The organism is Amycolatopsis endophytica, from assembly GCF_013410405.1.
In the GTDB taxonomy this organism is placed as follows: domain Bacteria; phylum Actinomycetota; class Actinomycetes; order Mycobacteriales; family Pseudonocardiaceae; genus Amycolatopsis_E; species Amycolatopsis_E endophytica.
Genome location: NZ_JACCFK010000001.1, coordinates 54299 through 79407, shown reverse-complemented (window position 1 = coordinate 79407; position 25109 = coordinate 54299). Strand labels below are relative to the sequence as shown.

Genomic DNA, 25109 nt, shown 5'->3' with positions numbered 1-25109 from the left:
TCAAGCTGGCCCGAGACGACGAACAGAGGAGGCCCCATGACCCGCCCCGCGTTCCACCTCGCGATCCCGGTCGACGACCTCGGCCGCGCCCGGGACTTCTACGGCGGGGTGCTCGGCCTGTCCGAGGGACGGTCCGACACCACATGGGTCGACTGGAACTTCCACGGCCACCAGGTGGTCACCCACGTCGTCGAGGGCGCGCGCAGCGAGGCGGGCCGCAACCCGGTCGACGGCCACGACGTGCCGGTCCCGCACTTCGGCCTGGTCCTGACCGTCGACGGCTTCCACGAGCTGGCCGGACGGCTCAAGGCCGCGGACACGAAGTTCGTCATCGAGCCCTACCAGCGGTTCGCGGGGGAGAAGGGTGAGCAGTGGACGATGTTCCTGCACGACCCGGCGGGCAACGCGCTGGAGTTCAAGGCGTTCCGCGACGAGTCGCAGCTGTTCGCCAAGTGAGCCGCGGAGTTCTCGTCACCGGCGCCGCGTCCGGGCTGGGCCGCGCGGTCGCGACGGCCTTCGCGGGTCGTGGCGACCGGGTCGCGGTGCACTTCAACAGCAACCGCGCCGACGCGGAGGCCACGCTGGCCGGGTTACCGGGCGAGGGTCACACGTTGGTCCAGGGCGACATTCGCGAGGCCCAGCGGATCGCCGACGCCGCTGAGGAAGCCCTGGGCGGCGTCGACGTCCTGGTCAACAACGCGGCCGTGGTGACGACCGCCGACACCGCGCACCCGCTCGCGGACACCAGCTTCGAGCACTGGCAGGCGGTGTGGCGGCAGTCGGTCGAGGTCAACCTGCTCGGCGCGGCCGATCTCACGTTCTGCGTCGCCCGGCACATGATCGCCCGTGGCGCCGCCGGACGCGTGGTCAACGTCGGCTCGCGCGGCGCCTTCCGCGGTGAGCCGGACCACCCCGCCTACGGTGCGACGAAGGCCGCGCTGCACTCGATGGGCCAGTCGCTCGCGGTGCACCTGGCGCCGCACGGCATCGCGGTCAGCTCCGTCGCACCCGGGTTCATCGCGACCGAACGGGTGGCGGACTGGCTGACCGGGGAGCGGGGCGACGCGCTGCGTGCCCAGTCACCGCTCGGCCGGGTCGCGGAGCCGGGGGAGATCGCCGCGGCCGTGGTCTACCTGGCCTCGGGTGAGGCCGAGTGGGCCTCGGGCGCGATCCTCGACCTCAACGGGGCGTCCTACCTGCGGTCCTGAGGGCAGTCCTCCGGGCGGACCGCGCGCAGGATCTGCTCGGAAATCGCCTGGAGGGCGTCCACCTGCTCACGCGTCAGCACGTCGAACACCAGCTTCCGCACGGTCTCCACGTGGTGCGGCGCGGCCTGCTCGATCGCTTTCCGGCCCTCCGCCGTCAGCACGATGAAGGCGCCCCGGGCGTCGTCCGGGCACTCCTCGCGTGACACCAAGCCGCGCTTCTGCATGCGCCGCAGGTGGTGTGACAGCCTGCTCTTCTCCCAGTCCAGCGCCCGCGCCAGCTCGAACACCCGGACCCGGCCCTCGGCGGTGTCGGTGAGCTGGACCAGTACCTCGAAGTCCGGCAGGGACAGCTGCGAATCGGCCTGCATGCGGCGGCCCACTGCCGCGTTCAGGTGACTCTGCATCTTCACGTACGCACGCCACGCCTGCTGTTCGCCATCATCGAGCCACCGGGTCATGGCATCGAGTATACGGGAATAGTTGACGCGTCATCTAAGTTGTGCCACGGTGACGACGACATATCAACCACAGGGGAGGACCTCATGACCACTTCGGCCACGTTCGCACAGCTGACCGGTGAATACACCCTGGACCCGACCCACACCCGGATCGGTTTCCACGCCCGGCACGCGATGGTGACCAAGGTGCGCGGGTCGTTCAACGAGTTCTCCGGCAGCGCGAAGATCGACGGCGGGAACCCGGCGAACTCGTCGGTGTCGGTCAAGATCGCCGCGAACAGCATCGACACCCGCAACGCCGACCGCGACGCGCACCTGCGCAGCAACGACTTCCTGGCGATGGACGAGCACCCGGAGATCACCTTCGTGTCCACGTCGATCGCCCAGACCGGCGACAGCAGCTTCGACGTGACCGGTGACCTGACGGTCAAGGGCGTGACCAAGTCCGTCACCGTCCCGTTCGAGTTCGAGGGCACCGCCCAGGACCCGTTCGGCAACACCCGGATCGGCTTCGAGGGTTCGACGACCATCAACCGCAAGGACTTCGGCGTCACCTGGAACGCGGCGCTGGAGACCGGTGGTGTCCTGGTGAGCGAGAAGGTCACCCTCGAGTTCGAGATCTCCGCGATCAAGGCCGCCTGACACGGATAGCGGTGGTGCCCGGCGGGTATGCCGGGCCCACCCTGGGAAAGGAACGCCAGCCATGACCTCCGTCGACCTCGACGCGGTCCGCCGGGAGCGGGACCGCATCCGCGACACGCACCTCAAACCCGCCGGGCAGCGGCCACCGTCGTCCGCGCGCGGACTGCACCACACCGCGCTCGTCAGCAGCGACGTGGAGCGCACCGTCCGCTTCTACCAGGACCTGCTGGAGTTCCCGCTCACCGAGCTGATCGAGAACCGCGACTACCCCGGTTCGTCGCACTTCTTCTTCGACATCGGCAACGGCAACCTCCTGGCGTTCTTCGACTTCCCGGGCCTGGACGTCGGCCCCTACGCCGAGGTGCTCGGCGGCCTGCACCACATCGCCATCTCGGTCGATCCGGAGAGGTGGCGAAGGCTCGTCACGAAGCTGGAGGAGGCCGACGTCGAGCACGCGGTGCACAGCGACGTCTCGGTCTACTTCCGCGACCCCGACGGTGCCCGCATCGAGCTGATCGCCGACCCGCTCGGCGAGATGTACGGCAACACGGTTCTCTAAGGACGAACGGACCGCCGCCCGGCAACGCAAGCCCACACCCGACCGGCCCAGACCTCCCCCGCCCCTCATCCCAAGCCCGAAACCATCCGCGAGGAGGGGCGGGGGCGGTCTGTGGTGACCGACTACTCGACGGCGGCGCGCCCAGCGGCCGCCTGCCCCACGCGCGGGTTCAAAGATCAAGGGATTGTCCTCGCCGGACGGGCTGGCTCCGGGATGACCACCCAGCTTCGGGTGTTACTCCGGCTCGCTGGCGCTCGCCGGTTCCAGGCGGACCACGATCGCCTTCGAGACCGGTGTGTTGGACTTCTTGGCGACCGAGTCCAGCGGTACCAGGGCGTTGGCTTCGGGGAAGTACGCCGCGGCGCAACCGTGCGCCGTCGGGTAGGCCACGATGCGGAAGTGGTCCGCCCGGCGCTCGCTGCCGTCCTCCCACTCCGAGACCAGGTCGACCAGCTGACCGTCCGTGAAGCCCAGCGCCGCGACGTCCTCCGGGTTCACCAGCACGACCCGGCGGGCGTCCTCGATGCCGCGATACCTGTCGGACAGGCCGTAGATCGTGGTGTTGTACTGGTCGTGGCTGCGCAGCGTCTGCAGCAGCAGCCGTCCCGCCGGAACACGCGGGAACTCCAGGTCGCTGGTCGTGAAGTTCGCCTTGCCGGTCGAGGTCACGAACGACCGGGAATCGCGCGGCGGGTGGGGCAGGACGAAACCGTCCGGCCGGCGCACCTTCGCGTTGTAGTCTTCGCAACCGGGCACGACCCGCGCGATCCGGTCGCGGATCCGGTCGTAGTCACCCTCGAAGTCGCGCCACGGCACGGCGTGGTCGTCGCCGAACAACTCGGCGGCGAGGCGGCAGATGATGGCCACCTCGGACAGCAGCTCCGCGCTCGCCGGCTTCAACCGCCCGCGTGAGACGTGCACGCACGACATCGAATCCTCGACCGTCACGAACTGCTCGCCCGCGGCCTGCGTGTCGCGCTCCGTGCGGCCCAGCGTCGGCAGGATCAGCGCGATCTTCCCCGGCACCACGTGCGACCGGTTCAGCTTCGTGGACACGTGCACGGTCAGCTCGCACGACCGCAACGCCCGCTCGGTCAGTTCCGAATCCGGTGTGGCGGCGGCGAAGTTGCCGCCCATGCCGAGGAAAACCCTGCCCCGGCCGTCCCGCATCGCGCGGATCGCGTCGACCGTGTCGAACCCGTGCTTCCGCGGCACGGGGATGCCGAACTCGTCTTCCAGCCGCCCCAGGAACGTCTCGGGCATCTTCTCCCAGACGCCCATCGTCCGGTCGCCCTGCACGTTCGAATGCCCGCGCACCGGGCACAGGCCGGCCCCCGGCTTGCCGATCATGCCGCGCGCGAACGCGAGGTTGGAGATTTCCTGGATGGTCGCGACCGCGTGCCGGTGCTGCGTGATCCCCATGGCCCAGCAGTAGACCGTCCGCTCGGACGTGGCGATCATCCGCGCGATCCGTTCGATCTGCTCGCGGTCCAGGCCGGTGGCCTCGCCGATCGCGGACCAGTCGATCTCCTGCAGGCTCTTCGCCCAGTCGTCGAAGCCGTGCGTGGAGGAGTCGACGAACGCCCGGTCCACGATCGTGCCCGGCGCGTCCTCCTCCCACGAGAGCAGCAGGTGCCCGATCGCCTGGAACAACGCCAGGTCGCCGCCGAGACGGATCTGCGCGAACTCGTCCGCCAGTGGCGTGCCCTTGCCGACCACGCCACGCGGGTTCTGCGGGTTCTTGAACCGCATCAACCCGGCCTCCGGCAACGGGTTCACCGCGATCACCTTCGCGCCGCGGCCCTTCGCCTCTTCCAGCGCGGACAGCATGCGCGGGTGGTTCGTGCCCGGATTCTGGCCGACGACCACGATCAGGTCCGCGTGGTGGATGTCGGCCAGGCTCACCGACCCCTTGCCGATCCCGTAGGACTCCGACAACGCGGCGCCGGAGGACTCGTGGCACATGTTGCTGCAGTCCGGCAGGTTGTTGGTGCCGAACGAGCGCACCAGCAGCTGGTAGAGGAACGCGGCCTCGTTGCTGGTGCGGCCGGAGGTGTAGAAGACCGCCTCGTCCGGGCTGTCCAGCGCCTTGAGCTTGCCCGCGATCAGCTGGAAAGCGCTGTCCCAGGTGATCGGTTCGTAGTGCGTGCCGCCCTCACGCAGCACCATCGGCTCGGTGAGCCTGCCCTGCTGCCCGAGCCAGAAGTCGGTGCGGCCGTGCAGCTCCTCGACGGAGTGCCGGGCGAAGAACTCCGGGCCGACGCGCCGTTTCGTGGCTTCCTCGGCCACGGCCTTCGCGCCGTTCTCGCAGAACTCGGCGAGCTTGCGGTGCTCGCCGTCCTCCGCGCGCGGCTCCGGCCAGGCGCAGCCGGGGCAGTCGAACCCCTCACGCTGGTTGAGCAGGCGCAGCGTCTTCACGGTGCGGCCGGTGCCCATCTGTTCGACGCCGCGCAGGAGTGACACCGCCACCCCGGGAATTCCTGCCGCCCACTCCTTGGGCTTGTGCACTTCGAGTGCGGCTTCGTCGATGTCGGCGCGAGGGGCGTTGCGTGTCACGTCCACTATCTTGCGTCAGCGGCCGCTTTCGCGCGAGTACCGAGTTGCCGGTCGGCCACTGTCAGCGTGAACAGCACGGCGCCGATCACGATCAGCGCCGCCGCCAGCTCGTGCAGGCCAAGCGAGCCGGCCCGGTCGCCGAAGCACAGCGCGATCAGCGTCGACGAGCCGATCGCGCCGAGGTACTGGGCGGTGCGGAACAGGCCGCTGGCGGTGCCGATCACCTCCGGCGGGGTCTGCTCGTAGAGGACGGTCTGGTTGGTCACACTGGTCAGCCCCTGGCCCAGCCCGAAGACCGCGGCGAGCACGACCAGCGCCCCGATCCACGTGCCGTCCCCGACGAACAGCAGCAGCACCGACCCGGCGAGCAGCGCCAGCGAGTTGACGACCAGGCGGCCCTTGAGCCGCGTCGGCTTGCCCGCCGAAGCCGCCGCCAGCACGGCGACCACCGACATCGGCGTCAGCAGCGCGCCCGCCGCCGACTCGCTGAGCCCGCGCGCGGACTCCAGCCACTGGACGTAACCGAACATGATCGAGTAGACGATGAGGAACGCCAGCGCCTGCCGCAGGTAGGTGCGCAGCAGCGGGCCGTTACCGGCGAGCATCCGCAGGTCGACGAACGGTCGGCGGGCCCGCAGCTCGACCCGGACGAAGAGCCAGCCGAGCACCAGGGCCAGCCCGAGCAGGTACAGGTCGGACACGGCGGGCGCCATCACGTACAGCAGCACCGCGAGCAGCGTCGTGGAGAACAGGGCGATCCCGGCGACGTCGACCGGCTCCCGCGGGCCGGTGTGCACCGGGTCCTTCGGCACCCAGACAAGCGCGAGCACCAGCGCGACGGCCGCGAGCGGGATGTTGACGGCGAAGATCGCCGGCCAGCCCGCCAGGCCGATCAGCGCGCCACCCAGCGTCGGGCCGATCACCATGACGGTCTGCGAAGACATCGCGAGCACCGACAGGACCCGGCTCGGCACCCCGCCGCCGATGGCGTCCGCGCGCTTGCGCAGCACGGCCATCGCCGCGGGAAAGCCCGCGCACGTGCCGATCCCGAGCACGACCCGGACCGCGATCAGCCAGCCCAGCGAGAACGCGAGCAGCCCGCCGATACCCGCGACCAGCACGATCACCGCACCGGCGATCAGCACGCGCCGCGCGCCGAAGCGGTCGACGAACAGGCCGACCACCGGTTGCCCGACGGCGGTGGCCAGGTACAGCGACGTGATCAGCCACGCCGTCGCGCCCGGACAGGCGCCGAACGCCTCGCCGATCGGCACCAGCGCCACGGCGATCAGGGTCGAGTTGATGGGGTTCAGCACCGCGCTGGCCACCAGGGGGAGCACCATGCGCGGCGGGTATGCGGCCGGAGATCGCGTGCTCGTGCGCTGAACCGTCGTCACCACTTCCTCATCGCTGTGCCAGCTTCCGCAGCAGGGGCAGCACTTCGTCGAGTCTCCGGTGCTCCTCGGGGGTCAGGCCGTCGACGAGCGCCGTGGCCAGCCATTCCTCCCGGTGCTGGTGCACGCCGCGCACGGTCTTCTCACCCAGGTCGGAGAGGGTGATGACCACGCGGCGGCCGTCGCCCGGATCGCGGGTGCGGCTGAGGTACCCCAGCTCGTCGAGGGCGCCGAGCGTGGCCGCCATCGACTGCTGGCGCACGTGCTCGGCCGCCGCGAGCTGCGCCTGGGTGGCAGGCCCGTCCCGGTGCAGCCGCGCGAGCACAGCCGACTGCGACGGGGTCAGCACCTCGGCGTTGTCGACCTGCCGCAGGCGGCGATGCAACTGGCCGACGACGCCGCGCAGCGCACCGGCGAGGCGTGCGACATCGTTCGGTACGCGGGTCATTTAGACAGCCTAGGCTGTTGAGTTCAGCCTGTCGAACTCACTCGCAACTGCCGGTGAACCCGGGCATCGGCTCGGTGACGTCGTCCGTGGCCGCCTCGTCGAAGCCTCCGGTGTCGTCGATGCCCGGGTTCGGTTCGCTGTAGACGGAAGTACCCCGGACGACCTCGTACCGGAGGAAGGCGTCGATGTCGCCCGGCCTCAGGGTCGGGCATGGCTGCCCGGAGCGAACGCGTAGGCGACCGAGCAGGTGGCGTGGAGCGCCAGGGGCGAGGCGTCGCGTCCCCCCGCCGCCGTGATCGTGCCGGTGATCCGGGGCGGGCCGCGGGCGGGACGGCCAGGCCGCCGACCGGCTCGCTCCAGGTCTGGGCTCGTCCACTTCGGACCCGCCTGCCGCTTCGATCTCGCTCCCATGTCGCCGGAAGCGGAAGATCGTTACGGCGTGTGCCCCGGATCATTCCGGGCCGCGGGGTACTGCGGATGCAGCGCCGATCGGCCGGTTCGTACACTTACCGGTTGTGACGGAGAACGCCCTTGACCAGCAGTCCGCCCTCCCGGCCGCGTGGAACCCGGCCGAGGAAGAAGCCGCCCTCTACCAGCGGTGGGTAGACGCGGGCTACTTCACGGCCGACGCCGCGTCGGACAAGCCTCCGTTCACCATCGTGCTGCCGCCGCCGAACGTGAACGGCAGCCTGCACATGGGTCACGCGCTCAACCACACGTTGATGGACGTGATGACCCGCCGCCGCCGCATGCAGGGCTACGAGGTCCTCTGGCTGCCGGGCATGGACCACGCCGGCATCGCGACCCAGAACGCGGTGGAGCGCGAGCTGGCCAAGTCCGGCCTGTCGCGCCACGACCTGGGCCGCGAGAAGTTCGTCGAGCGGGTCTGGGAGTGGAAGGCCGAGTACGGCGGCCGCATCCTCGGCCAGATGCGCCGCCTCGGCGACGGCGTCGACTGGTCGCGTGAGCGCTTCACGATGGACGAGGGCCTGTCCAAGGCCGTCCAGACGATCTTCAAGCGCCTGTTCGACGAGGGCCTGATCTACCGCGCCGAGCGCATCATCAACTGGTGCCCGCGCTGCATGACGGCGCTGTCGGACATCGAGGTCGACCACTCCGAGGACGAGGGCGAACTCGTCTCGATCCGGTATGGCGACGGCGAGAACTCGATCGTCGTGGCCACCACGCGTGCCGAGACGATGCTGGGCGACACCGCGGTCGCCGTGCACCCGGACGACGAGCGCTACCGGCACCTGGTCGGCACCGAGGTCGAGCTGCCGCTGACCGGCCGCCGCATCCCGGTGATCGCCGACGAGCACGTCGACCCCGAGTTCGGCACCGGCGCGGTCAAGGTGACCCCGGCGCACGATCCGAACGACTTCGAGATCGGCCGCCGGCACAACCTGCCGATGCCGACGATCATGGACGAGCGCGCCACGATCACCGCGGCCGGGCCGTTCCAGGGGCTCGACCGGTTCGAGGCGCGTCCTGCGATCGTCGCCGCGCTGCGGGAGCAGGGCCGGATCGTCGCGGAGAAGCGCCCGTACCTGCACGCGGTCGGGCACTGTTCGCGGTGTGACACGGTCGTGGAGCCGCGGCTGTCGCTGCAGTGGTGGGTCAAGGTCGAGCCGCTGGCCCGCGCGGCCGGTGACGCGGTCCGCGACGGCCGCACCAAGATCCACCCGCCGGAGCTGGAGAAGCGCTACTTCGACTGGGTCGACAACATGCACGACTGGACGATCTCGCGCCAGTTGTGGTGGGGGCACCGCATCCCGGTCTGGTACGGCCCGGACGGTGAGACCGTGTGCGTCGGGCCGGACGAGCAGCCGCCGTCCGGTGCGGGCTGGACGCAGGACCCGGACGTCCTGGACACCTGGTTCTCGTCGGGCCTGTGGCCGCTGTCGACGCTGGGCTGGCCGGAGCGGACGCCGGAGCTGGCGAAGTTCTACCCGACCAGCGTGCTGTCCACCGGCTACGACATCCTCTTCTTCTGGGTCGCCAGGATGATGATGTTCGGCCTGTACGGCGGTGACGGTGTCCAGCCGTTCGACCACGTCTACCTGCACGGCCTGATCCGCGACCAGTTCGGCAAGAAGATGTCGAAGTCGCGTGGCAACGGCATCGACCCGCTGGACTGGATGGACAGCTACGGCGCGGACGCCACCCGCTTCACCCTCGCGCGCGGCGCGAACCCCGGATCGGACATGGCGGTGGCCGAGGAGTGGGCCGCCGGTTCGCGCAACTTCTGCACGAAACTGTGGAACGCCACCAAGTTCGCGCTGATGAACGGCGCGACGGTGGCGACACCGGTGCCGCCCGCCGCCGAGCTGACCGAGGCCGACCGCTGGATCCTCGGCCGCCTCGCCACCACGCTGTCCGAAGTGGACGAGCTGCTGGAGGACTTCCAGTTCGCCAAGGCCACCGACCGGCTCTACCACTTCACCTGGGACGAGCTGTGCGACTGGTACCTGGAGCTGGCGAAGGTCCAGATCGCCGGCGGCAGGGCGGAGAGCACCCGCGCGGTGCTGGGGCACGTGTTCGACACGGTGCTGCGGCTTTTGCACCCGGTGATCCCGTTCATCACCGAGAAGCTGTGGCGGGCGCTGACCGGTGGTGAGTCGATCGTGATCGCGCCCTGGCCGAAGCCGGACGCTTCGTACGTGGACGCGGCGGCGGACGCCCGGATCGCCGACGTGCAGAAGCTCATCACCGAGATCCGCCGGTTCCGGTCGGACCAGGGCCTCAAACCGGGACAGCGCGTCGCGGCGCGGGTGGGCGGTGACGGCTTCACCGAGGTGTCCGGCCACGACGAGGAGGTTCGCGCGCTGGCGCGGCTGACCGCCCCGGAGGACGGCTTCACCGCCTCGGCTTCGCTCGAAGTGAGCCTGTCCGGCGGCACCGTGCACGTCGAACTGGACCTCTCCGGCGCGGTCGACGTGGCAGCCGAGCGGAAGCGGCTGGAGAAGGACCTGACGGCGGCCCAGAAGGAGCTGAAGCAGACCGAGGGCAAGCTCGGGAACCAGGCGTTCCTGGACAAGGCGCCGGCAGCGGTCGTGGACAAGATCAAGGTGCGGCGTGATGCCGCGGCGGCGGATATCGAGCGCCTGACCGCGCGGCTGGGTTCGTTGCCCGCGGCGTGAGTTTCGCGGGGCCGTCCGCGGGTTTCCCGCGGACGGCCCGTGTGCTCTCGCCGGTGGTGGCTAGGTGATCCGGTCGAGGATGTCGGCGATGGTGTCCGGTCGCGAGACGTGTGGGCAGTGTCCGGCTCCGATCTCGACCGGTTCGGTGCCGAGGCGTTCGCGGGCTGCGTGGCGCATCCAGCCGGGACGGAGGGTTCGGCCCTCGCCAGCCGCCACTCGTTGTCGACCACGTCTCCCGCGACGAGGTCCTGCACGAAGCTCCTGCCACCGGCGACGTCCGGCACCGCCGCGCCGATCCAGACGAGGTGGCGGATCTCCAGCGCGGCGGCGACGGCCGGGAGCAGCAGACCGGCGCCGGAATGCGCGACCACGACCGGCCTGTCGAAGTCCACGGGGATCTGCCCCGGGAAACCCTCCACGTAGTCGGCCGCGCCCCATTCGGGGTGGTTCGTCGGCAGGTCGGTGGCGTGGGTCCGGTGACCACGAGCGGCGAGGAGCGCGGTGAGGCGGTCCCAGTCCGCCGGGGACTGGGTGGTGCCGTGCAGGAAGACGAAATCCATTGCGCCATGGTGCTCCCGTTCCCCCGCCGGTTGCACCGCTTTCGCGAAGGGCGGAGCGATCGGCCCACCGGGGCACCGTGGGTGGTCAGCGCCCGGTGGAGCCGTCGATCTGTTCGCGCAGGATGTCGGCGTGGCCCGCGTGCCGGGCGGTTTCCCCGATCATGTGGACGAGCAGCCAGCGCATCGACGGGGGCTCCGTTTCGCGGAGGGGCCGCGCGCCGGGGCGGTCGAGGTCGTGGCAGGTGGCGATGATCCGGTCGCAGCGCCGGATAGTCTCGCGGTACTCGGTGAGAAGTGACGCGGCGGTGTCGGTGCCGGCGGGAAAGGCGTTGTCGTCCATGAGGGAGCCGTCGCCGTGGTAGGCCCAGACGAACCAGTTGTGCTCGACCGCGATCAGGTGCTTCAGGAGCCGTAGCAGACTGGTGCCGGACGGGACGCCGGCGAAGCGGGCGGCCTCGTCGGACACCCCCTGCACCTTCGCGGCGATGGCCTCGCGCAGGTAGGCCAGGAAGGTCACCGGGGTCGTCTTCTCGTCCGCGTTGCCGCTGGGCGGCCGGACATCGCCGCGCTCGGTGCTCATCACCCGATGAACGCTGGACGGTCAGGCACGCGGGTAGCCGCGTCAGTCATCTCACTCCTCGGCCAGTGACGACACCAGCCGCAGCACCTGGGTGCTCGACGTCAGGTCGGCCAGCACGACGACCTTCATCGATCTCCGCCCGGCGTCGAACACGGTGTCGATGCGCATCGGTGGCTCGCCGGGCCGGGGATCCGCCACTCCCCGGAGCACCGACGCGATGCGATCGGCAGCCGACTGGTCGACCCCCTCGATCTGCACGATGCTGGACACCTCCACCCGCCGTTCGGTGGACGGGCTCTCCGCCGGCCGTCCGGTGAAGGCGTCCAGGTCTTCCCGCGCGATGCGGTACTGCTTGCCGATCCGGACGGCGTTGAGCCGCCCGTCCCGTACGTAGTTCCGCACGGTGCGGACGTGCAGCCCCAGCCGCTGGGCCACCTGCTCGACCGTGTACAGCTCCTGCGCCATTTGTTCCTCATCCTACCTCATCGACCCGCACTCGAAGCATATCAAGGTAGTTCCGGGAAGGCCACCGGGTTGCGTGGCAGGGGACCCACTGGGGTCCAAGGTCCCTTTCACCCGTTCACGCCACGGTGTGAAGATGAGCAGACCTGTACTCCCGCGAGTGGGGAAAGTCGATGGACACGACGCCCAGGCCAGGGCTCACCGAGACCAGCCTGCACTGCCGCTGGCCCGCCTCGCCGCGCGACATCACCGCGTTGCGGTACGAGCTGGTGCGCTGGGCGCAGGACCTCGACCTCCCTGGGCACCTCGCGCACGCCATCGGGCTGGCCGGCTACGAGGCGCTGACGAACTCGGTGACGCACGCTTACCCGGCGGGCGCGGACGGTCCGGTCGAGCTGCACGCGAGCCGCGACCACGACCTGATCGCGGTGACGGTCATCGACCGCGGCCGGTGGAAGCCGCCCCCACCGGGACGCACCATGGCCGACGGGCGGGGTCTGCGGCTCATCCGCGGGCTGGCCGGGCACGTCGAGGTCACCGCGAGCAACGAGGGCACCACGGTGTCCATGGTCTGGCAGCTGCCGCACGACACCCGGCGCCGCTCCATCGCCTGACGGTTCCCCCATGCCACATCGGGGGAGTCGGTGCGGCGTCAGGAGGTGACGCGGAGCTGGGCGTAGGTCGTCGCCGCGACGCCCTGCATTCCGCGGAACAACGGGTGGTAGTTCGCGGCCCAGGGCTTCAGGTCCTTGCCGTTGATCCACGCCTGACCGGCGGGCGCGCACGCGTCGTGTCCGAGTGACGGGCCGAAGGTGTCCACATAGGACGCGTCACCGTCGTCGGCGACCGCCTTCGCCAGTGCCGAGTTCAGTTCCTCTTCGACGCTGTTGAGCCACGGGTAGTCGCCGTCGGCGAAGGGCAGCACGTCCGGGCACGTTCCCCGCGGCGGGGCGATGCGCGGGTAGCCGATCACGAGCACGTCCGCGTCCGGCGCCCGGTCGTGGATCTCGCCCAGCACGGCGGTGACGTTGGCCTGCGTCAGCGGCAGCCGGGCCTTGATCGTGTCCACGCCGTCGACCGTGAAGTGCCGCTCGCACGGGTTGCCCGCCGGGTCGGATTCCCGCAGTCCGGGGCAGGTGCCGATGATCGTGCCGAAGACGCTGTAGTCGTTGCCGCCGATGCCGAGCGTGACCAGGTCCGTGTCCGGCCGCAGCGCGTCCAGCTGCGGCGGGTTCGGGCCGAGGATCACGTCCTGCGGCGTCGCCAGGTCGTGGGTGTCGGCGCCGCTGCACGAAACGTCGGTGAACGAGCCCACTCGCAGCGTGAGGGCCAGCAGCGACGGGTAGTTGGCGGTGGAGCGGAGGCAGCCCACCGGGTCCAGTCGTTGCAGGGGGATCAGCGGGCCGGCGGTGTAGGAGTCGCCGAGGGCGACGTAGTGCCGGTAACGGGGCGCGGCGGACGCGGTGAGGGTCGACGCGAGGAGGGTGCAGGCGGCGATCACGAGGACGATCAGGCTGCGGCGCATGGATTCTTCTTAACTCTCGCCGCGCGCCGCTGCCGCCGCCATTCGGGTGGGCCGCCGCGTCTTCCACCGACCGGGGTAATGTACAGGTATGGACAGGACTGAACAGGTCGGTTTCTCGAAGCGGCACCGCCTGGTCGCCGATCTCGCCGACCAGATCCGCTCCGGCCGCCTCGCCCGCGGCGACCGGCTCCCGGGGGAGCACCAGCTGGCCGAGCGTTACCAGGTCAGCCGGGGCACGGTCCGCAGCGCGCTGTCCGAGCTCCAGCGCCGTGAGCTGATCACGACGGAGAGCGGGGTCGGCTCGTTCGTCACGTTCGACGGTGTCCAGCTCGACCGGGCCGTCGGCTGGGCGACCGCGCTGGCCCGGTCCGGGTTCGGGATCACCACCGATCTCCTGGCGATCGAGCACGTGCGGGACGACGCGCTCGCCGCGAGGTTCGGAGTCGAGTCCTTCGTCTCCGTCCGCCGCCTGCGCCGGGACCAGGCGGCGGGCCCGGTCTCGCTCGAAGTGGCGCTCGTACCGGCCGCCGGGATCCTCGCCGAGCTGCCCGAACGCGGCCTCGTCGGTGGTTCGCTGACCGCGACCCTGGCCGACGCCGGATTGCGCGCCGAGGGCGGTGAGCAGTGGATCGGCACCGAGGCGCTCACCCCGGAGACGGCCGGGCTGCTGGAACGCCCGCCCGGCACGTTGTTCCTGCGCGCGGTGCGCACCAGCACCGACGCCGGTGGCGGGCTCGTCGAGCACGTCGTCAGCCTCCTGGATCCGGCGCGGTTCCAGTTCCACCTCACGTTCGGCCGCCCGTGAGCGCCCGGGACAGGGCACTCGGCGCGTTCGCCGGGCTGGCACTCGGAGACGCGCTCGGCATGCCCACGCAGTCGATGTCGCGCGCGGAGATCGCCCGCCGCTACGGCACCGTCGACCGGCTCCTCGACGCGGTGCCCGACCAGCCGATCGCGCCCGGGATGCCTGCGGGATCGATCACCGACGACACCGAACAGGCCCTGCTGCTGGCGCGATTGCTCGTCGACGGTGGCGGCCGGGTCGAACCGCTGGTGTTCGCGAAGGCGCTGCTCGACTGGGAAGCCGACATGATCCGCCGTGGGTCCGCCGACCTGCTCGGTCCGTCCACGAAACGGGCGCTCGACCTGTTGCAGGCCGGCGTGCCCCCGGAGGAGGCCGGCCGCGGCGGCAGCACGAACGGCGCAGCCATGCGCATCACGCCCGTCGCCATCGCCACCCCGCCCGCTCTCGATCCGCTGCTCGGCGCCGTCACCGCGGCCAGCCTGATCACCCACAACTCCAGCCTCGGCATCGCGGGCGCGGCGGCGGTCGCGGCCGCGGTGTCCGCCGGGATCGACGGCGCGCCGCTGGGTGAGGCGCTCGACCACGCCGAGCGCGCCGCCGCCGCGGGCGCCCACTGTGGACAGTGGAGCGCGGGCGGGGATATCGCCGCCCGCATCCGCTGGGCGCGCGGCTGGGTCCGCGGCGTGGGGCCCGAGGCGCTCGCGGACGCCGTCTACGAGGTCGTCGGCACCTCCGTGGCGGCACAGGAATCCGTCGTCGCCGCCCTCGCGCTGGCGGAAGCTCTGGGGGAGCGTCCCTTCGACGCCCTCGCGCTCGCCGCCGGGCTCGGCGGCGACACCGACACCGTGGCCGCGATGTGCGGCGCGATCCTTGGCGCGCAGCACGGTCTGTCCGGTCTGCCCGCCGAGGAGGTCGCCGCGGTCGTCGAGGTCAACGGGCTGGACTTCGGCCCCGTCGTCGACGGGTTGCTCGAACTTCGTGAAGGGAAGTCACATGGCGACTGACACCGGTGTCGAGTCCCGCGCGGGCGCGCTGGAGACCCGCGGCATCGAACCCGTTCCCGAGGGCGAACGGACCGGCAGGCCCGGGCAGCTGTTCTGGGTGTGGTTCGCGGCGAACATCTCGATCCTCGGGTTGCCGCTGGGCGCCACGCTCGTCGCGATCCAGGGGCTGACCTTCTGGCAGGCCGCGATCGTCGCGGTGATCGGCTCGGTGGGCTCGTTCGCGATCGTCGGCGCGGTGTCGATCGCCGGGCGGCGCGGGGGAGCGCCGGGGCTGACGCTGTCCCGCGCGGTGTTCGGGGTGCGGGGCAACGCGGGCCCGACCGTGGTGTCACTGCTGTCCCGTCTGGGCTGGGAGACGGTCAACACCACGACCGCCGCGTTCGCGCTGTTGTCGTTGTGCGCCATCGTGTTCGGAACCGGTTCGGACGCGAAATCGGCGCCGGTGCTCACCATCGTGTGCATCGCGGTCTTCGTCGCCTGCACGGTGGTGGTCTCCGGGCTCGGGCACGCGGTACTGGTCGCCGTGCAGCGCTGGGCGACGTGGATCTTCGGGGCCCTCAACATCGTCGTGGCGGTGAGCCTGATCGCGACGATCGACTGGCCTGCGGTCGCGGCCGCGGAACCCGCGTCGGCAGGAGCGATGATCGCCGGGATCGGGACGATCGCCGCCGGAACCGGGATCGGCTGGGCGAACGCCTCCGCCGACATGTCCCGCTACCAGTCCCCGTCGGTGCGCGGCGGTTCGCTCGTGCTCTCCGCCGCGGCGGGCGCGGGGATCCCGCTCGTGCTGCTGATCGGGCTGGGCAGCCTGCTCTCCGCGGGCGATCCGACGCTGGCGCAGGCCGACGACCCGGTCGCGGCGATCCGCTCGATGCTGCCCGCGTGGATGGCGGTGCCCTACCTGCTGGCGGCGTTCGGCGGGCTGCTGCTGTCCAACCACCTGTCGGTGTACTCGGCCGGATTGACCACGCTGACGCTGGGCATCCGGATCAAGCGGGTCTACGCGGTGGTCGTCGACGTCGTCGTCACGTTCGCGGGCGCGGCCTACTTCATGCTGGTCGCGGACAACTTCTACGGGCCGTTCATCGCGTTCATCAGCCTGCTCGCGGTGCCGATCACGGCGTGGGTCGGCGTGTTCGGCGTGGACATGCTGCGCCGCCGCCACTACGACCCGGACGCGCTGATGGACCTGGGCCGGACCAGCGGGTACTGGTACCGGCTCGGGGTCGAGCCGCGCGCGTTGCTGTCCTGGGCGGCGGGGATCGTCGCGGGCTACCTGTTCACCACGGCCGGAACCGGCGAGGACGTCTGGTTCACCGGACCGTTCGCGGGCACCTGGCCCGGGCAGAACGGCCTGGGCTGGGTCATCACGCTGGTCGTCGCGGGCGGACTGTACGCGCTGCTCGGCGGCGCGCGGAAGACGTCGCGATGAGCAGGCTGGTGCACACCGGGCAGGTGATCGTCGACCTGGTGCTCCAGGTGCCCGGCCTGCCGGAACGCGGTGGTGATCTGCTCGCTTCCGGCATGGCTCTGACCCCCGGTGGCGGGTTCAACGTGATGGCCGCCGCCGCGCGTTCGGGCGCCGAGGTCGTGTACGCGGGGGCTCACGGCATCGGCCGGTTCGGTGACGCGGTGCGCGCCGCGCTGGGCGCGGAAGGCATCTCGGTCGCCGGCCCGCCGTTGTCCGATGTGGACACCGGCGTGTGCGTGGTGCTGGTGGACGACGGCGGTGAGCGCACGTTCGTGACCGGCACCGGCGCGGAAGGGCGGATGGTACCCGGCCAGTTCGCGACGGTCGCGGTGTCGCCGGGTGACGTGGTCTACGTCAGCGGGTACACGCTCGCGCACCCCGCGAACCGGGAGGCGCTGCTGGATTGGCTGCCCTCGGTTTCCGGCGCGCGGGTGCTGTTCGATCCCGGCCCGCTCGCCGCCGACCTGCCCGTCGACCTGGTGATGCCGTACGTGGACATCCTGAGCTGCAACGCGGCCGAGGCGCGGACACTGTCCGGAAAGGACTCGCTGACCGCGGCCGCGTCAGTGCTGGGCGGGACCGTTGTCGTGCGCGACGGCCCCGCCGGATGCCTGCTCGCCGAAAACGGTGTGGTGCGGAAGATTCCCGGGTTCCCGGTCGAGCCGGTGGACACCAACGGGGCCGGGGACGCGCACTGCGGTGTGCTCGCCGCGGAACTGCTCGCGGGCGCGGACCTGGCGACCGCCGCGCGACGGGCCAACGCGGCGGCGGCACTGTCCGTGCAGCGCAGGGGACCGGCCACCGCCCCCGGTCACGCGGAAATCGACGCGTTCCTCGGGCAGCACGGGTAGGCCCCGCGCCGCCTCACCCGGTCAGCGCGGTCGCGGGGTTTCTCCTTCGATCACGGTGCCGAGCAGGCACAGCAGGGCCTCCTGCCGTCGCGGTCCGACGAGCTGGGCACCGACGGGCAGTCCGCCGGCGAGGCCCGCCGGGACCGTCAGCGCGGGATGCCCGCTCACGGCGGCCAGCGCGGTCAGCCGGTAGTAGGCGTTCTCGATCGCCTCCGCGCGTCCGCCGATCTCGACGGTGTCGACGTCCGCGGGCGCCGCGGTGACCGGCACCGTCGGCATCAGCAGCGCGTCCACCTGCGCGAACGCCGCGTCCAGCTCGTTCCGGATCCCGTCGGCCCGCGCGCGGGCGGCGTCGTACTCATCCTGGGTGACCTCGCTGCCCGCCTTGAGCTGGCCGATCGCGCGTCCCCGCAGGCCGGACGGATCGTCCTGGTAGTCCTGCCACCACAGGCGCGCCGACTCGAACAACATGGTCGTGAACCCGGCGGAACGGGCGTGCCGGTGGCCCAGCGGCAGCTCGACCGGCACGATCCGCGCGCCCGCGGCGCGCAGGGCGTCCCTGGCCGTTTCGACCGATCGCAGCACCGGCGGATCGGCCTTCGTCCCCCACAGGTGTTCCGGCCAGCCCACCCGCAGTCCCTCGACGGTGTCCGGCACGGGTTCGACCGCGCCGCCCAGGATCCGGTGCACCTCCAGGCAGTCGGCGACGGTTCGCGTGATCGGCCCGACGGTGTCCATGGACGGCGTCAGCGCGGTCACCCCGCGCATCGGAACGGTGCCGTGCGTCGGCCGCAGGCCCACGACACCGCACAACGCGGCCGGGATGCGGATCGAGCCTCCCGTGTCCGTGCCCAGCGCGACCGGCACGTCCCCGGTGGCCACCGCGACCGCCGAGCCGCCACTCGACCCGCCCGCGTCGCGCTCCGGGTCCCGAGGGTTGCGGCAGCCGGGCGTGCGCACCGACCACGCGAGCTCCGGGACGGCGGTCCGGGCGACGGGCACGTAACCGGCGGCACGCAGCCGGGCGACCGGTTCGGCGTCCTCCGTGGCGGCGTGGTGCCCCAGCCCCGGCGTGCCGTTGCGTGTCGTCTGACCGGCGACGTCGAGGAAGTCCTTGACGGCGAAGGGGATTCCGGTTCCGGGATACGGGTGGCGCTCGACGTAGGCGCCGAAATCCGTGGTCAGCGCGGACACCTCCTCGTGCACGGGAACGAGCTTGCCCGATCAGTGTGACCCCGTCGAGGGCAGCGCGCGCGTACTCTTCCCCACATGTGCCGAAACATCACGGTGCTCCGCGGGCTGGAGCCCTCCGCGACGGACGAAGAGATCGAGGCCGCCGCGCGTCAGTACGTGCGGAAGGTGAGCGGGGTGCAGACGCTGTCGGACGCCACTCGCGAACCCTTCGAACGGGCCGTGGCCGAGATCGCCGGGATCACCACCCGGTTGCTCGGCGAACTGCCCGCCCGGCGCCAGCCGCCCGCCACGGTGCCGCCCCTGCGACGGCCCGAGGTGCAGGCGCGCATCGCCGCGCGTCAGGCGCGGTAGACCAGCAGGTAGCGCCAGAACAACAGCGTCCGCACGGTCGAGCCCGGCAGCAGCTCGGCCGACCGGTGGCGCAGTCGCGTCATGGTCATGTCCCAGGCCCGCACGGGTGGCTTCGCGACCGCGTCGGGTCCGCCGTTCAGGTGCTCCCCGGCCGCCACCACGAGCCGCGCGCCCAGGTTGACCGGCGGGGCGAGCAGGCCCCACTTCGCCCAGTCGGTGAACGACCGCGGATGGGCCAGCCCGAGCACCGCCAGGACACCGCCCGGATTCAGAGCCGCACGCAACGACAGCACCGTCTCGAACGGCACATGATGCAGCGCGGCCAGACACGAGATGAAGTCGTAGCGGCCCAGCTCGGCCGCGGTGATGTCCTCCTGCCGGTAGGTGATGCCGGCTCCGAGCGCCCGCGCCGCGGCGATCATCCCGGCGGATGGGTCGATGCCCTCCACCTTCAGCCCTGCCGCCGCGAGCCGCCGCGTGAACAGCCCCGAGCCGCAACCGACGTCCAGAGCGGTGCGCGCCCCGCGCGGAACGTGCCGCAGCAACAACCGGTGGTAGGCGTGGTTGTGGTCGAACGGCATGCAGCCCAACCTGCCAGCACCCGCGAAAGTAGACTCGGCCGGGTAGAGGATCCCAGCTGATGAGGGAGAACGTGTGACATCGGGCGAGGACGAGGAGTACCCGGCGGAGCTGTCCAGCGGCGGCAACTTCGTGGCCGGGCCCCTGCCCGACGACCCGGAGGAGATCGATCCGGTCGACCTCGCGGAGATCGAGCGCCAGGCCCGCCAGGAGCTGCTGCGGGTCGAGGCCGAGCTGAACCAGCGCTGGCCGGAGACGAAGATCGAGCCCTCGCTCGACCGGATCGCCGCGCTGATGACCGTGCTGGGCGATCCGCAGAAGACCTACCCCGTCGTGCACGTGGCCGGCACCAACGGCAAGGGCTCGGTCACCCGCATGATCGACGCGCTGCTGTCCCGCCTCGGCCTGCGCGTCGGCCGCTACACCAGCCCCCACCTGCAGCTGGTCACCGAGCGGATCGCCGTCGACGGCGCCCCGATCGCCGCCTCGAAGTACGTGGAGATCTACCGCGACATCGCGCCCTACATCGGCATGGTGGACGGTGCGGGCGGCCCGAAGATGAGCAAGTTCGAGGTGCTCACCGGCATGGCGTTCGCGGCGTTCGCCGACGCCCCGGTCGACGCCGCGGTGGTGGAGACCGGCATGGGCGGCACCTGGGACGCGACCAACGTCGCCGACGGCCAGGTCTCCGTGATCACGCCGGTCGGCCTCGACCACGTCGACTACCTGGGCAGCGACCTGGCCGGGATCGCCGGGGAGAAGGCCGGGATCATCAAGCCGGGCGGCATCGCGATCATCGCCGAGCAGGAGCCCGACGCGCTGCGCGTGCTGCTGGAGCGGGCCGTCGAGGTGGACGCCACGGTCGCGCGCGCGGGCAGCGAGTTCGGGGTGCTGCGCAAGGAGATCGCGGTCGGCGGGCAGATGCTGAGCCTGCAGGGTCTCGGTGGCGTCTACGACGAGGTCTTCCTGCCGCTGCACGGAGCCCACCAGGCGAACAACGCGCTACTGGCGCTCGCCGCGGTCGAGGCGTTCTTCGGGGCGGGCAAGGACCGCCGCCTGGACATCGACGCCGTGCGCGAGGCGTTCGCGACGGTGGAGAACCCGGGACGGCTGGAGCGCGTCCGCGCCGCGCCGACGGTGCTGCTCGACGCGGCGCACAACCCGCACAGCGCCCGCGCGCTGGCCACCGCGATCGAGGAGGAGTTCGCCTTCCGCAAGCTCGCCGCGGTGATCGGGGTGCTCGACGACAAGGACGTGCGCGGCATCCTGGAGGCGCTGGAACCGGTGGTCTCGGAGGTCGTGGTCACCAAGAACAGCTCGCCGCGCGCGATGCCGCTGGACGAGCTGAACGACCTGGCGCTGTCGATCTTCGGCGAGGACCGGGTGGTCGCGGAGTCCAGTCTGGACGCCGCGGTCGAGACGGCGGTCGCGCTGGTCGAGGAGAGCGAGGAACCGGGCGAACCGCTGGCCGGTGGCGGCGTGCTGATCACCGGTTCGGTCGTCACGGTGGGGGACGCGCGGACGTTGTTCGGGAAGGAACCGGCATGAGCGAGGAGAAGACGGTGCGGCCGCCGGCGAAGGACCCGATGAAGTCCTTCCGCGGCGTCATGGCCGGGACGCTGATCTGTGAGGCGATCACCGTCGGACTGGCCGTGCCGATCATCGCGAACCTCGGCGACGGCGTCGGCACGCTGCAGGGCTGGGGCGTCATCGTGATCGCCGTCCTGCACGTGCTGTTGTGCGGCGCGCTCAAGAAGCGGTGGGCGGTGCCGGTGATCCTGGTGCTGCAGGTCGCGCTGGTCGCCTATTTCGTCGACACGGTGGCCATCGGCATCATCGGCCTGCTGTTCCTGGCGTTCTGGCTGTGGGCGCTCTGGCTGCGCAACGACGTCGCCAAGCGGATGGCCCAGGGCCGCCTGCCGAGTCAGCAGCAGCCCGCCGAGTGAGCGGCGATTCGTAGCGAGAGCACTGCTCTTGACAAGGAATGCCATCCGGGCCATATTCGTCCGTATGAGAGCACTGCTCTCAAGTCGGATAACCGATCTCGGAGGAGTGTTCCCGTGACGCGCGTCGCCTGGGCCCTCGTCGCCGCCTTCCTGCTCGCGTTCGCCGTCTTCGAAGCGGTCAAGCACGGCGGCTGGACCGTCGGCGCGCTCGTGCTGGGGCTCATCGGACCGGACCTGACGTTCCTCGCCGGCATCGGCGCGGGTCCGATCGAGCGTGGCGTCCTGCCCCGCCGGGTCGTGCCGTTCTACAACGCGGCCCACCACTGGGCGCCGCCCGTCGTTCTCCTCGTGGTGTTCAGCTTCGTCGCGAGCCCCGCGGCCTTTACCCTCGGCCTCGCCTGGCTCGCGCACATCGCGGTGGATCGCGTGTTCGGCTACGGCCTTCGCACCGCCGAAGGCAGGCAGCGCGCCGCGGCGTAATTCACCGGGCGGACAGCCGGAGTTGGCCCGTCGGCCCCGAACGCCGCATAGAACACCGGCATGACCGAACAGACTCGACGTTCCGCTCTCCGAACCGGCCTCGTCGGCGCCGGTGTCCTGGCCGCCGGGGTGGTGGGCAGCCCGCTCGCCGGGGCCGCCCTCCTGCGCACGGACCGCCCGGTGCTCACCCACGGTGTCCAGGCGGGTGACGTCACCCCCACCTCCGGCCTCGTCTGGACCCGCGCCGACCGGCCGTCGCGCATGGTGGTTGAGATCTCCCGCGACCCGTCGTTCCGCCACGCGCGCACCGTCCGCGGCCCGCTGCTCACCCCGGACACCGGCGGCACCGGCAAACTGCGGGTCTCCGCGCTCGCCCCGGGCAGCGAAGTGCACTACCGCGTCACCGCCGAATCGCTCGACGGCCGCGCCACCAGCGAGCCGCTCACCGGCACCTTCAAGACCGCCCCGGTCGGCCGGAGCGATGTCCGCCTGACCTGGTCGGGCGACGTCGTCGGCCAGGGCTGGGGCATCAACCCCGACATCGGGGGGATGACCGCCTATTCCGCGATGCTGGCCCGCAAGCCGGACCTGTTCCTGCACAGCGGCGACACGGTCTACGCCGACGGCCCGCTCGCCGAATCGGTCACGCTGCCGGACGGTCGCGTGTGGCGCAACATCGTCACCCCGGAGAAGTCGAAGGTCGCCGAGACCCTCGACGAGTACCGCGGGCAGTTCGCCTACAACATGCTCGACGAGAACGTGCGCGCGTTCACCGCCGCCACGGCCGCCTACGTCCAGTGGGACGACCACGAGGTGACCAACAACTGGTACCCGGGCGAAATCCTGGACCTGCCGCAGTACACCGAGAAGCGCGTGGACGTCCTGGCCCGGCGTGCGTTCCAGGCATTCCACGAATGGCAGCCGATCGACCCGCGCCGTGCCGTCGACGGCCGCGTCTACCGCAGCTTCACCTACGGCTCGCGACTCGAGGTGTTCGTCCTCGACATGCGCACCTACAAGGACGCCAACACCGCCGATCAGACCAAGCCCGGGCAGATCCTCGGCGAGAAGCAGGCGAAGTGGCTCGTCGACGGCCTGTCCCGCAGCCGCGCGACGTGGAAGATCGTGCAGGCCGATCTCCCCATCGGGCTGGCGGTGCTCGACGGCACCGGAATCGAGGGCGTGGCCAACAACCTGCCCGGCGCGCCCGCCGGCCGCGAGAGCGAGATCGCGGGCGTGCTGCGCGAACTCTCCCGGCGCAAGGTGCGCAACACCGTGTGGCTGACCGCGGACGTGCACTACACGGCGGCGCACCACTATTCGCCGGACCGCGCGGCCGTGCAGGATTTCGACCCGTTCTGGGAATTCGTTTCCGGGCCGCTGCACGCGGGTGCCTTCGGTCCCAACACGCTCGACCCGACGTTCGGCCCGGAAGCGGTTTTCGTGCACGCGCCGCCTGCCCAGAACACCTCCCCGATGGGCGGTTTCCAGCATTTCGGCGAGATCAACGTCGATGGCCGCTCCGGCGAGCTTCGCGTCGATCTCCGTGACGGCACGGGCGCTTCGCTGTGGTCGACCACCCTGGAACCCCAGCGCCGGGAAGGCCAGTAGGCTTCCGGTCAATCCGTGCACGTGATTAAGGAGAAACGCAGTCGTGAGTGAACGCACGCTGGTTCTGGTCAAGCCCGACGGCGTACAGCGCGGCCTCGTCGGCGAGGTCATTTCGCGCATCGAGCGCAAGGGGCTGAAGCTGGCCGCGCTGGAGCTGCGCACCGTCGAGCGTTCGGTCGCCGAGGAGCACTACGCCGAGCACAAGGACAAGCCGTTCTTCGGTGACCTGCTGGAGTTCATCACCTCCGGCCAGGTCGTGGCGATCGCCGTCGAGGGCGTGCGCGCCATCGCCGCCTTCCGCCAGCTCGCCGGCGGCACCGACCCGGTCGAGAAGGCCACCCCCGGCACGCTGCGCGGGGACTACGGCCTGGAGACCCAGTTCAACCTGGTGCACGGCTCGGACTCGCCCGAGTCGGCCGAGCGCGAGCTGAAGCTCTGGTTCCCCGACCTGTGACCTGACCGCGGGGACTCCCGGGAAGATCGACCTTACCGGGAGTCCCTCCGGGGATTTACCATCCGTGGATGACCGCCAACGGAGGCGAGGTCCCGAAGTCGGTGCTGGCGCGCGGCCTGATGCTGCTCGACGCGTTCGAGCCCGCCGACGTCCAGCTCTCCCTGGCCGAGCTGTCCGCGCGCACCGGCCTGCCGAAGGCCACCGCGCACCGGCTGGTCGCCGAACTCGTCCGCTGGGGCGGACTGGAACGCGACGGTGGCGCGTACCGGCTCAGCATGAAGCTGTTCGAACTCGGCCAGCGCGTGCCGCGGCGCCGTGAGCTGCGGGAAGCGGCGCTGCCCTACCTGCAGGACCTCTACGAGGCCACGCACGAGAACATCCACCTCGCGGTGCCGGACGGCCGCCACACCCTGTTCCTGGAGAAGGTCACCGGGCACCGGTCCACACCCATCGTGTCCCGCGTCGGCGGGCGCATGCCGGTGCACTGCACCGCGACCGGGAAGGTGTTCCTCGCGCTCGGGCCGCCGGAGTACTTCCAGCGCGTGACCGCGGCCGGGCTGGCCCGCCGCACACCCCGCACGATCGTCGCGCCCGGGCTGCTGCGCCGGGACCTGGACCGCGCCGTCGAGCGCGGGTACGGGGTCAACCACGAGGAAGCCGAGGTCGGGGTCGCGGCCGTGGCAGCGCCGGTGTACGACCGGCGGCGCCGCCTGATCGCCGCGGTGTCCATCACGGGAAGCGCCGCGAAGCTCGACGTGGACCGGTTGGCACCCGCGGTCCGCACGGCGGCTTCGGCGCTCTCACGGGAGCTGGTCGGGCCTTAAACCGATC

General features: G+C 71.1%; 27 protein-coding genes and 1 pseudogene. 17 read left to right on the top strand and 11 right to left on the bottom strand.

From position 1 onward, the window contains the following. The first annotated feature begins 36 nt into the window (after window positions 1–36). Together HNR02_RS00380 and HNR02_RS00375 are read left to right on the top strand one after the other, a co-directional pair. A complete protein-coding gene (locus tag HNR02_RS00380) occupies window positions 37–456 on the top strand; it encodes a VOC family protein (RefSeq protein ID WP_179771238.1) in 420 nt (139 codons plus the stop codon). After that, window positions 453–1208: an SDR family NAD(P)-dependent oxidoreductase gene (locus HNR02_RS00375; protein ID WP_179771237.1), complete on the top strand. Its 756-nt coding sequence runs from the start codon at window positions 453–455 to the stop codon at window positions 1206–1208. The genes HNR02_RS00380 and HNR02_RS00375 overlap by 4 nt, the downstream gene beginning before the upstream one ends. Here the strand turns inward: HNR02_RS00375 and HNR02_RS00370 are convergent. Beyond that, the gene (locus HNR02_RS00370; protein WP_179771236.1) at window positions 1193–1666 is read right to left on the bottom strand and encodes a MarR family winged helix-turn-helix transcriptional regulator; all 474 of its coding nucleotides are present in this window, start codon (window positions 1664–1666) and stop codon (window positions 1193–1195) included. The genes HNR02_RS00375 and HNR02_RS00370 overlap by 16 nt on opposite strands. Window positions 1667–1750: 84 nt before the next feature. Between HNR02_RS00370 and HNR02_RS00365 the strand changes: the two genes are divergently transcribed. Next, on the top strand, window positions 1751–2308 hold the full coding sequence (locus tag HNR02_RS00365) for a YceI family protein (protein ID WP_179771235.1): 558 nt from the start codon (window positions 1751–1753) through the stop codon (window positions 2306–2308). 61 nt (window positions 2309–2369) lie between these two features. Then, window positions 2370–2867 carry a VOC family protein gene (locus HNR02_RS00360; RefSeq protein ID WP_179771234.1) on the top strand — a complete coding sequence of 166 codons (498 nt, stop codon included), beginning with the start codon at window positions 2370–2372 and terminating at the stop codon, window positions 2865–2867. A 234-nt stretch (window positions 2868–3101) separates the two neighbouring features. On the opposite strand, the gene HNR02_RS00355 is transcribed toward HNR02_RS00360, so the two are convergent. From HNR02_RS00355 to HNR02_RS00340, 4 genes are all read right to left on the bottom strand, one after another. Continuing rightward, window positions 3102–5423, bottom strand: coding sequence for an FdhF/YdeP family oxidoreductase (locus HNR02_RS00355; RefSeq protein ID WP_179771233.1), 2322 nt, complete (start codon window positions 5421–5423; stop codon window positions 3102–3104). A 5-nt stretch (window positions 5424–5428) separates the two neighbouring features. Then, complete coding sequence (locus HNR02_RS00350; protein ID WP_179771232.1) at window positions 5429–6766, bottom strand: MFS transporter; 1338 nt, start codon at window positions 6764–6766, stop codon at window positions 5429–5431. Window positions 6767–6827: 61 nt separating this feature from the next. Next, on the bottom strand, window positions 6828–7265 hold the full coding sequence (locus tag HNR02_RS00345) for a MarR family winged helix-turn-helix transcriptional regulator (RefSeq protein ID WP_179771231.1): 438 nt from the start codon (window positions 7263–7265) through the stop codon (window positions 6828–6830). A 37-nt stretch (window positions 7266–7302) separates the two neighbouring features. Continuing rightward, window positions 7303–7641, bottom strand: a complete 339-nt coding sequence (locus HNR02_RS00340) for a hypothetical protein (protein WP_179771230.1) — start codon at window positions 7639–7641, stop codon at window positions 7303–7305. Between the two features lie 139 nt (window positions 7642–7780). Here HNR02_RS00340 and HNR02_RS00335 point away from each other — a divergent pair, with 139 nt between their 5' ends. Next, window positions 7781–10405 (top strand): valine--tRNA ligase, encoded by a 2625-nt coding sequence (locus HNR02_RS00335; RefSeq protein ID WP_179771229.1) that lies wholly within the window; start codon window positions 7781–7783, stop codon window positions 10403–10405. A gap of 239 nt (window positions 10406–10644) precedes the next feature. Here HNR02_RS00335 and HNR02_RS36695 read toward each other — a convergent pair. From HNR02_RS36695 to HNR02_RS00320, 3 genes and pseudogenes are all read right to left on the bottom strand, one after another. Further along, window positions 10645–10965 (bottom strand): annotated as a pseudogene (locus HNR02_RS36695) (alpha/beta fold hydrolase); the annotation flags it as partial. An 85-nt stretch (window positions 10966–11050) separates the two neighbouring features. Next, window positions 11051–11545 carry a DinB family protein gene (locus tag HNR02_RS00325; protein WP_179771227.1) on the bottom strand — a complete coding sequence of 165 codons (495 nt, stop codon included), beginning with the start codon at window positions 11543–11545 and terminating at the stop codon, window positions 11051–11053. Between the two features lie 51 nt (window positions 11546–11596). Next, complete coding sequence (locus HNR02_RS00320; RefSeq protein ID WP_179771226.1) at window positions 11597–12010, bottom strand: helix-turn-helix domain-containing protein; 414 nt, start codon at window positions 12008–12010, stop codon at window positions 11597–11599. A 170-nt stretch (window positions 12011–12180) separates the two neighbouring features. On the opposite strand from HNR02_RS00320, the gene HNR02_RS00315 reads away from it, so the two are divergent. After that, window positions 12181–12621: an ATP-binding protein gene (locus tag HNR02_RS00315; RefSeq protein ID WP_179771225.1), complete on the top strand. Its 441-nt coding sequence runs from the start codon at window positions 12181–12183 to the stop codon at window positions 12619–12621. A gap of 38 nt (window positions 12622–12659) precedes the next feature. Here the strand turns inward: HNR02_RS00315 and HNR02_RS00310 are convergent, their stop codons facing one another. Continuing rightward, window positions 12660–13532, bottom strand: a complete 873-nt coding sequence (locus HNR02_RS00310) for an SGNH/GDSL hydrolase family protein (protein ID WP_179771224.1) — start codon at window positions 13530–13532, stop codon at window positions 12660–12662. An 88-nt stretch (window positions 13533–13620) separates the two neighbouring features. On the opposite strand from HNR02_RS00310, the gene HNR02_RS00305 reads away from it, so the two are divergent. Genes HNR02_RS00305 through HNR02_RS00290 form a run of 4 tightly spaced genes read left to right on the top strand, consistent with a single transcriptional unit; the run spans window position 13621 to window position 17663 of the window. After that, on the top strand, window positions 13621–14337 hold the full coding sequence (locus tag HNR02_RS00305) for a GntR family transcriptional regulator (RefSeq protein WP_179771223.1): 717 nt from the start codon (window positions 13621–13623) through the stop codon (window positions 14335–14337). Beyond that, the gene (locus HNR02_RS00300) at window positions 14334–15341 is read left to right on the top strand and encodes an ADP-ribosylglycohydrolase family protein (RefSeq protein WP_179771222.1); all 1008 of its coding nucleotides are present in this window, start codon (window positions 14334–14336) and stop codon (window positions 15339–15341) included. Before HNR02_RS00305 ends, HNR02_RS00300 begins: the two co-directional genes overlap by 4 nt. After that, window positions 15331–16773, top strand: a complete 1443-nt coding sequence (locus HNR02_RS00295) for a purine-cytosine permease family protein (protein ID WP_179771221.1) — start codon at window positions 15331–15333, stop codon at window positions 16771–16773. Before HNR02_RS00300 ends, HNR02_RS00295 begins: the two co-directional genes overlap by 11 nt. Beyond that, window positions 16770–17663, top strand: coding sequence for a PfkB family carbohydrate kinase (locus HNR02_RS00290; protein ID WP_179771220.1), 894 nt, complete (start codon window positions 16770–16772; stop codon window positions 17661–17663). Before HNR02_RS00295 ends, HNR02_RS00290 begins: the two co-directional genes overlap by 4 nt. A gap of 21 nt (window positions 17664–17684) precedes the next feature. Here HNR02_RS00290 and HNR02_RS00285 read toward each other — a convergent pair whose 3' ends face one another. Next, window positions 17685–18869, bottom strand: a complete 1185-nt coding sequence (locus tag HNR02_RS00285; protein ID WP_179771219.1) for an amidase — start codon at window positions 18867–18869, stop codon at window positions 17685–17687. Window positions 18870–18932: 63 nt separating this feature from the next. Here HNR02_RS00285 and HNR02_RS00280 point away from each other — a divergent pair, with 63 nt between their 5' ends. Further along, on the top strand, window positions 18933–19208 hold the full coding sequence (locus HNR02_RS00280; RefSeq protein ID WP_179771218.1) for a DUF2277 domain-containing protein: 276 nt from the start codon (window positions 18933–18935) through the stop codon (window positions 19206–19208). On the opposite strand, the gene HNR02_RS00275 is transcribed toward HNR02_RS00280, so the two are convergent. Beyond that, complete coding sequence (locus HNR02_RS00275; RefSeq protein WP_179771217.1) at window positions 19196–19789, bottom strand: class I SAM-dependent methyltransferase; 594 nt, start codon at window positions 19787–19789, stop codon at window positions 19196–19198. The two genes, HNR02_RS00280 and HNR02_RS00275, sit on opposite strands and share 13 nt — an antisense overlap. Window positions 19790–19862: 73 nt before the next feature. Between HNR02_RS00275 and folC the strand changes: the two genes are divergently transcribed. From folC to HNR02_RS00245, 6 genes are all read left to right on the top strand, one after another. Continuing rightward, window positions 19863–21335, top strand: coding sequence for a bifunctional tetrahydrofolate synthase/dihydrofolate synthase (gene folC, locus HNR02_RS00270; RefSeq protein ID WP_179771216.1), 1473 nt, complete (start codon window positions 19863–19865; stop codon window positions 21333–21335). Further along, window positions 21332–21733, top strand: coding sequence for a DUF4233 domain-containing protein (locus HNR02_RS00265; RefSeq protein ID WP_179771215.1), 402 nt, complete (start codon window positions 21332–21334; stop codon window positions 21731–21733). The genes folC and HNR02_RS00265 overlap by 4 nt, the downstream gene beginning before the upstream one ends. A gap of 114 nt (window positions 21734–21847) precedes the next feature. Continuing rightward, window positions 21848–22213 carry a DUF4260 family protein gene (locus HNR02_RS00260; protein WP_179771214.1) on the top strand — a complete coding sequence of 122 codons (366 nt, stop codon included), beginning with the start codon at window positions 21848–21850 and terminating at the stop codon, window positions 22211–22213. A 60-nt stretch (window positions 22214–22273) separates the two neighbouring features. Next, the gene (locus HNR02_RS00255) at window positions 22274–23824 is read left to right on the top strand and encodes an alkaline phosphatase D family protein (RefSeq protein WP_179771213.1); all 1551 of its coding nucleotides are present in this window, start codon (window positions 22274–22276) and stop codon (window positions 23822–23824) included. Between the two features lie 43 nt (window positions 23825–23867). Beyond that, on the top strand, window positions 23868–24278 hold the full coding sequence (gene ndk / locus HNR02_RS00250; RefSeq protein WP_179771212.1) for a nucleoside-diphosphate kinase: 411 nt from the start codon (window positions 23868–23870) through the stop codon (window positions 24276–24278). A gap of 68 nt (window positions 24279–24346) precedes the next feature. Next, a complete protein-coding gene (locus HNR02_RS00245; protein WP_179771211.1) occupies window positions 24347–25102 on the top strand; it encodes an IclR family transcriptional regulator in 756 nt (251 codons plus the stop codon). The last annotated feature ends 7 nt before the right edge of the window (window positions 25103–25109 follow it).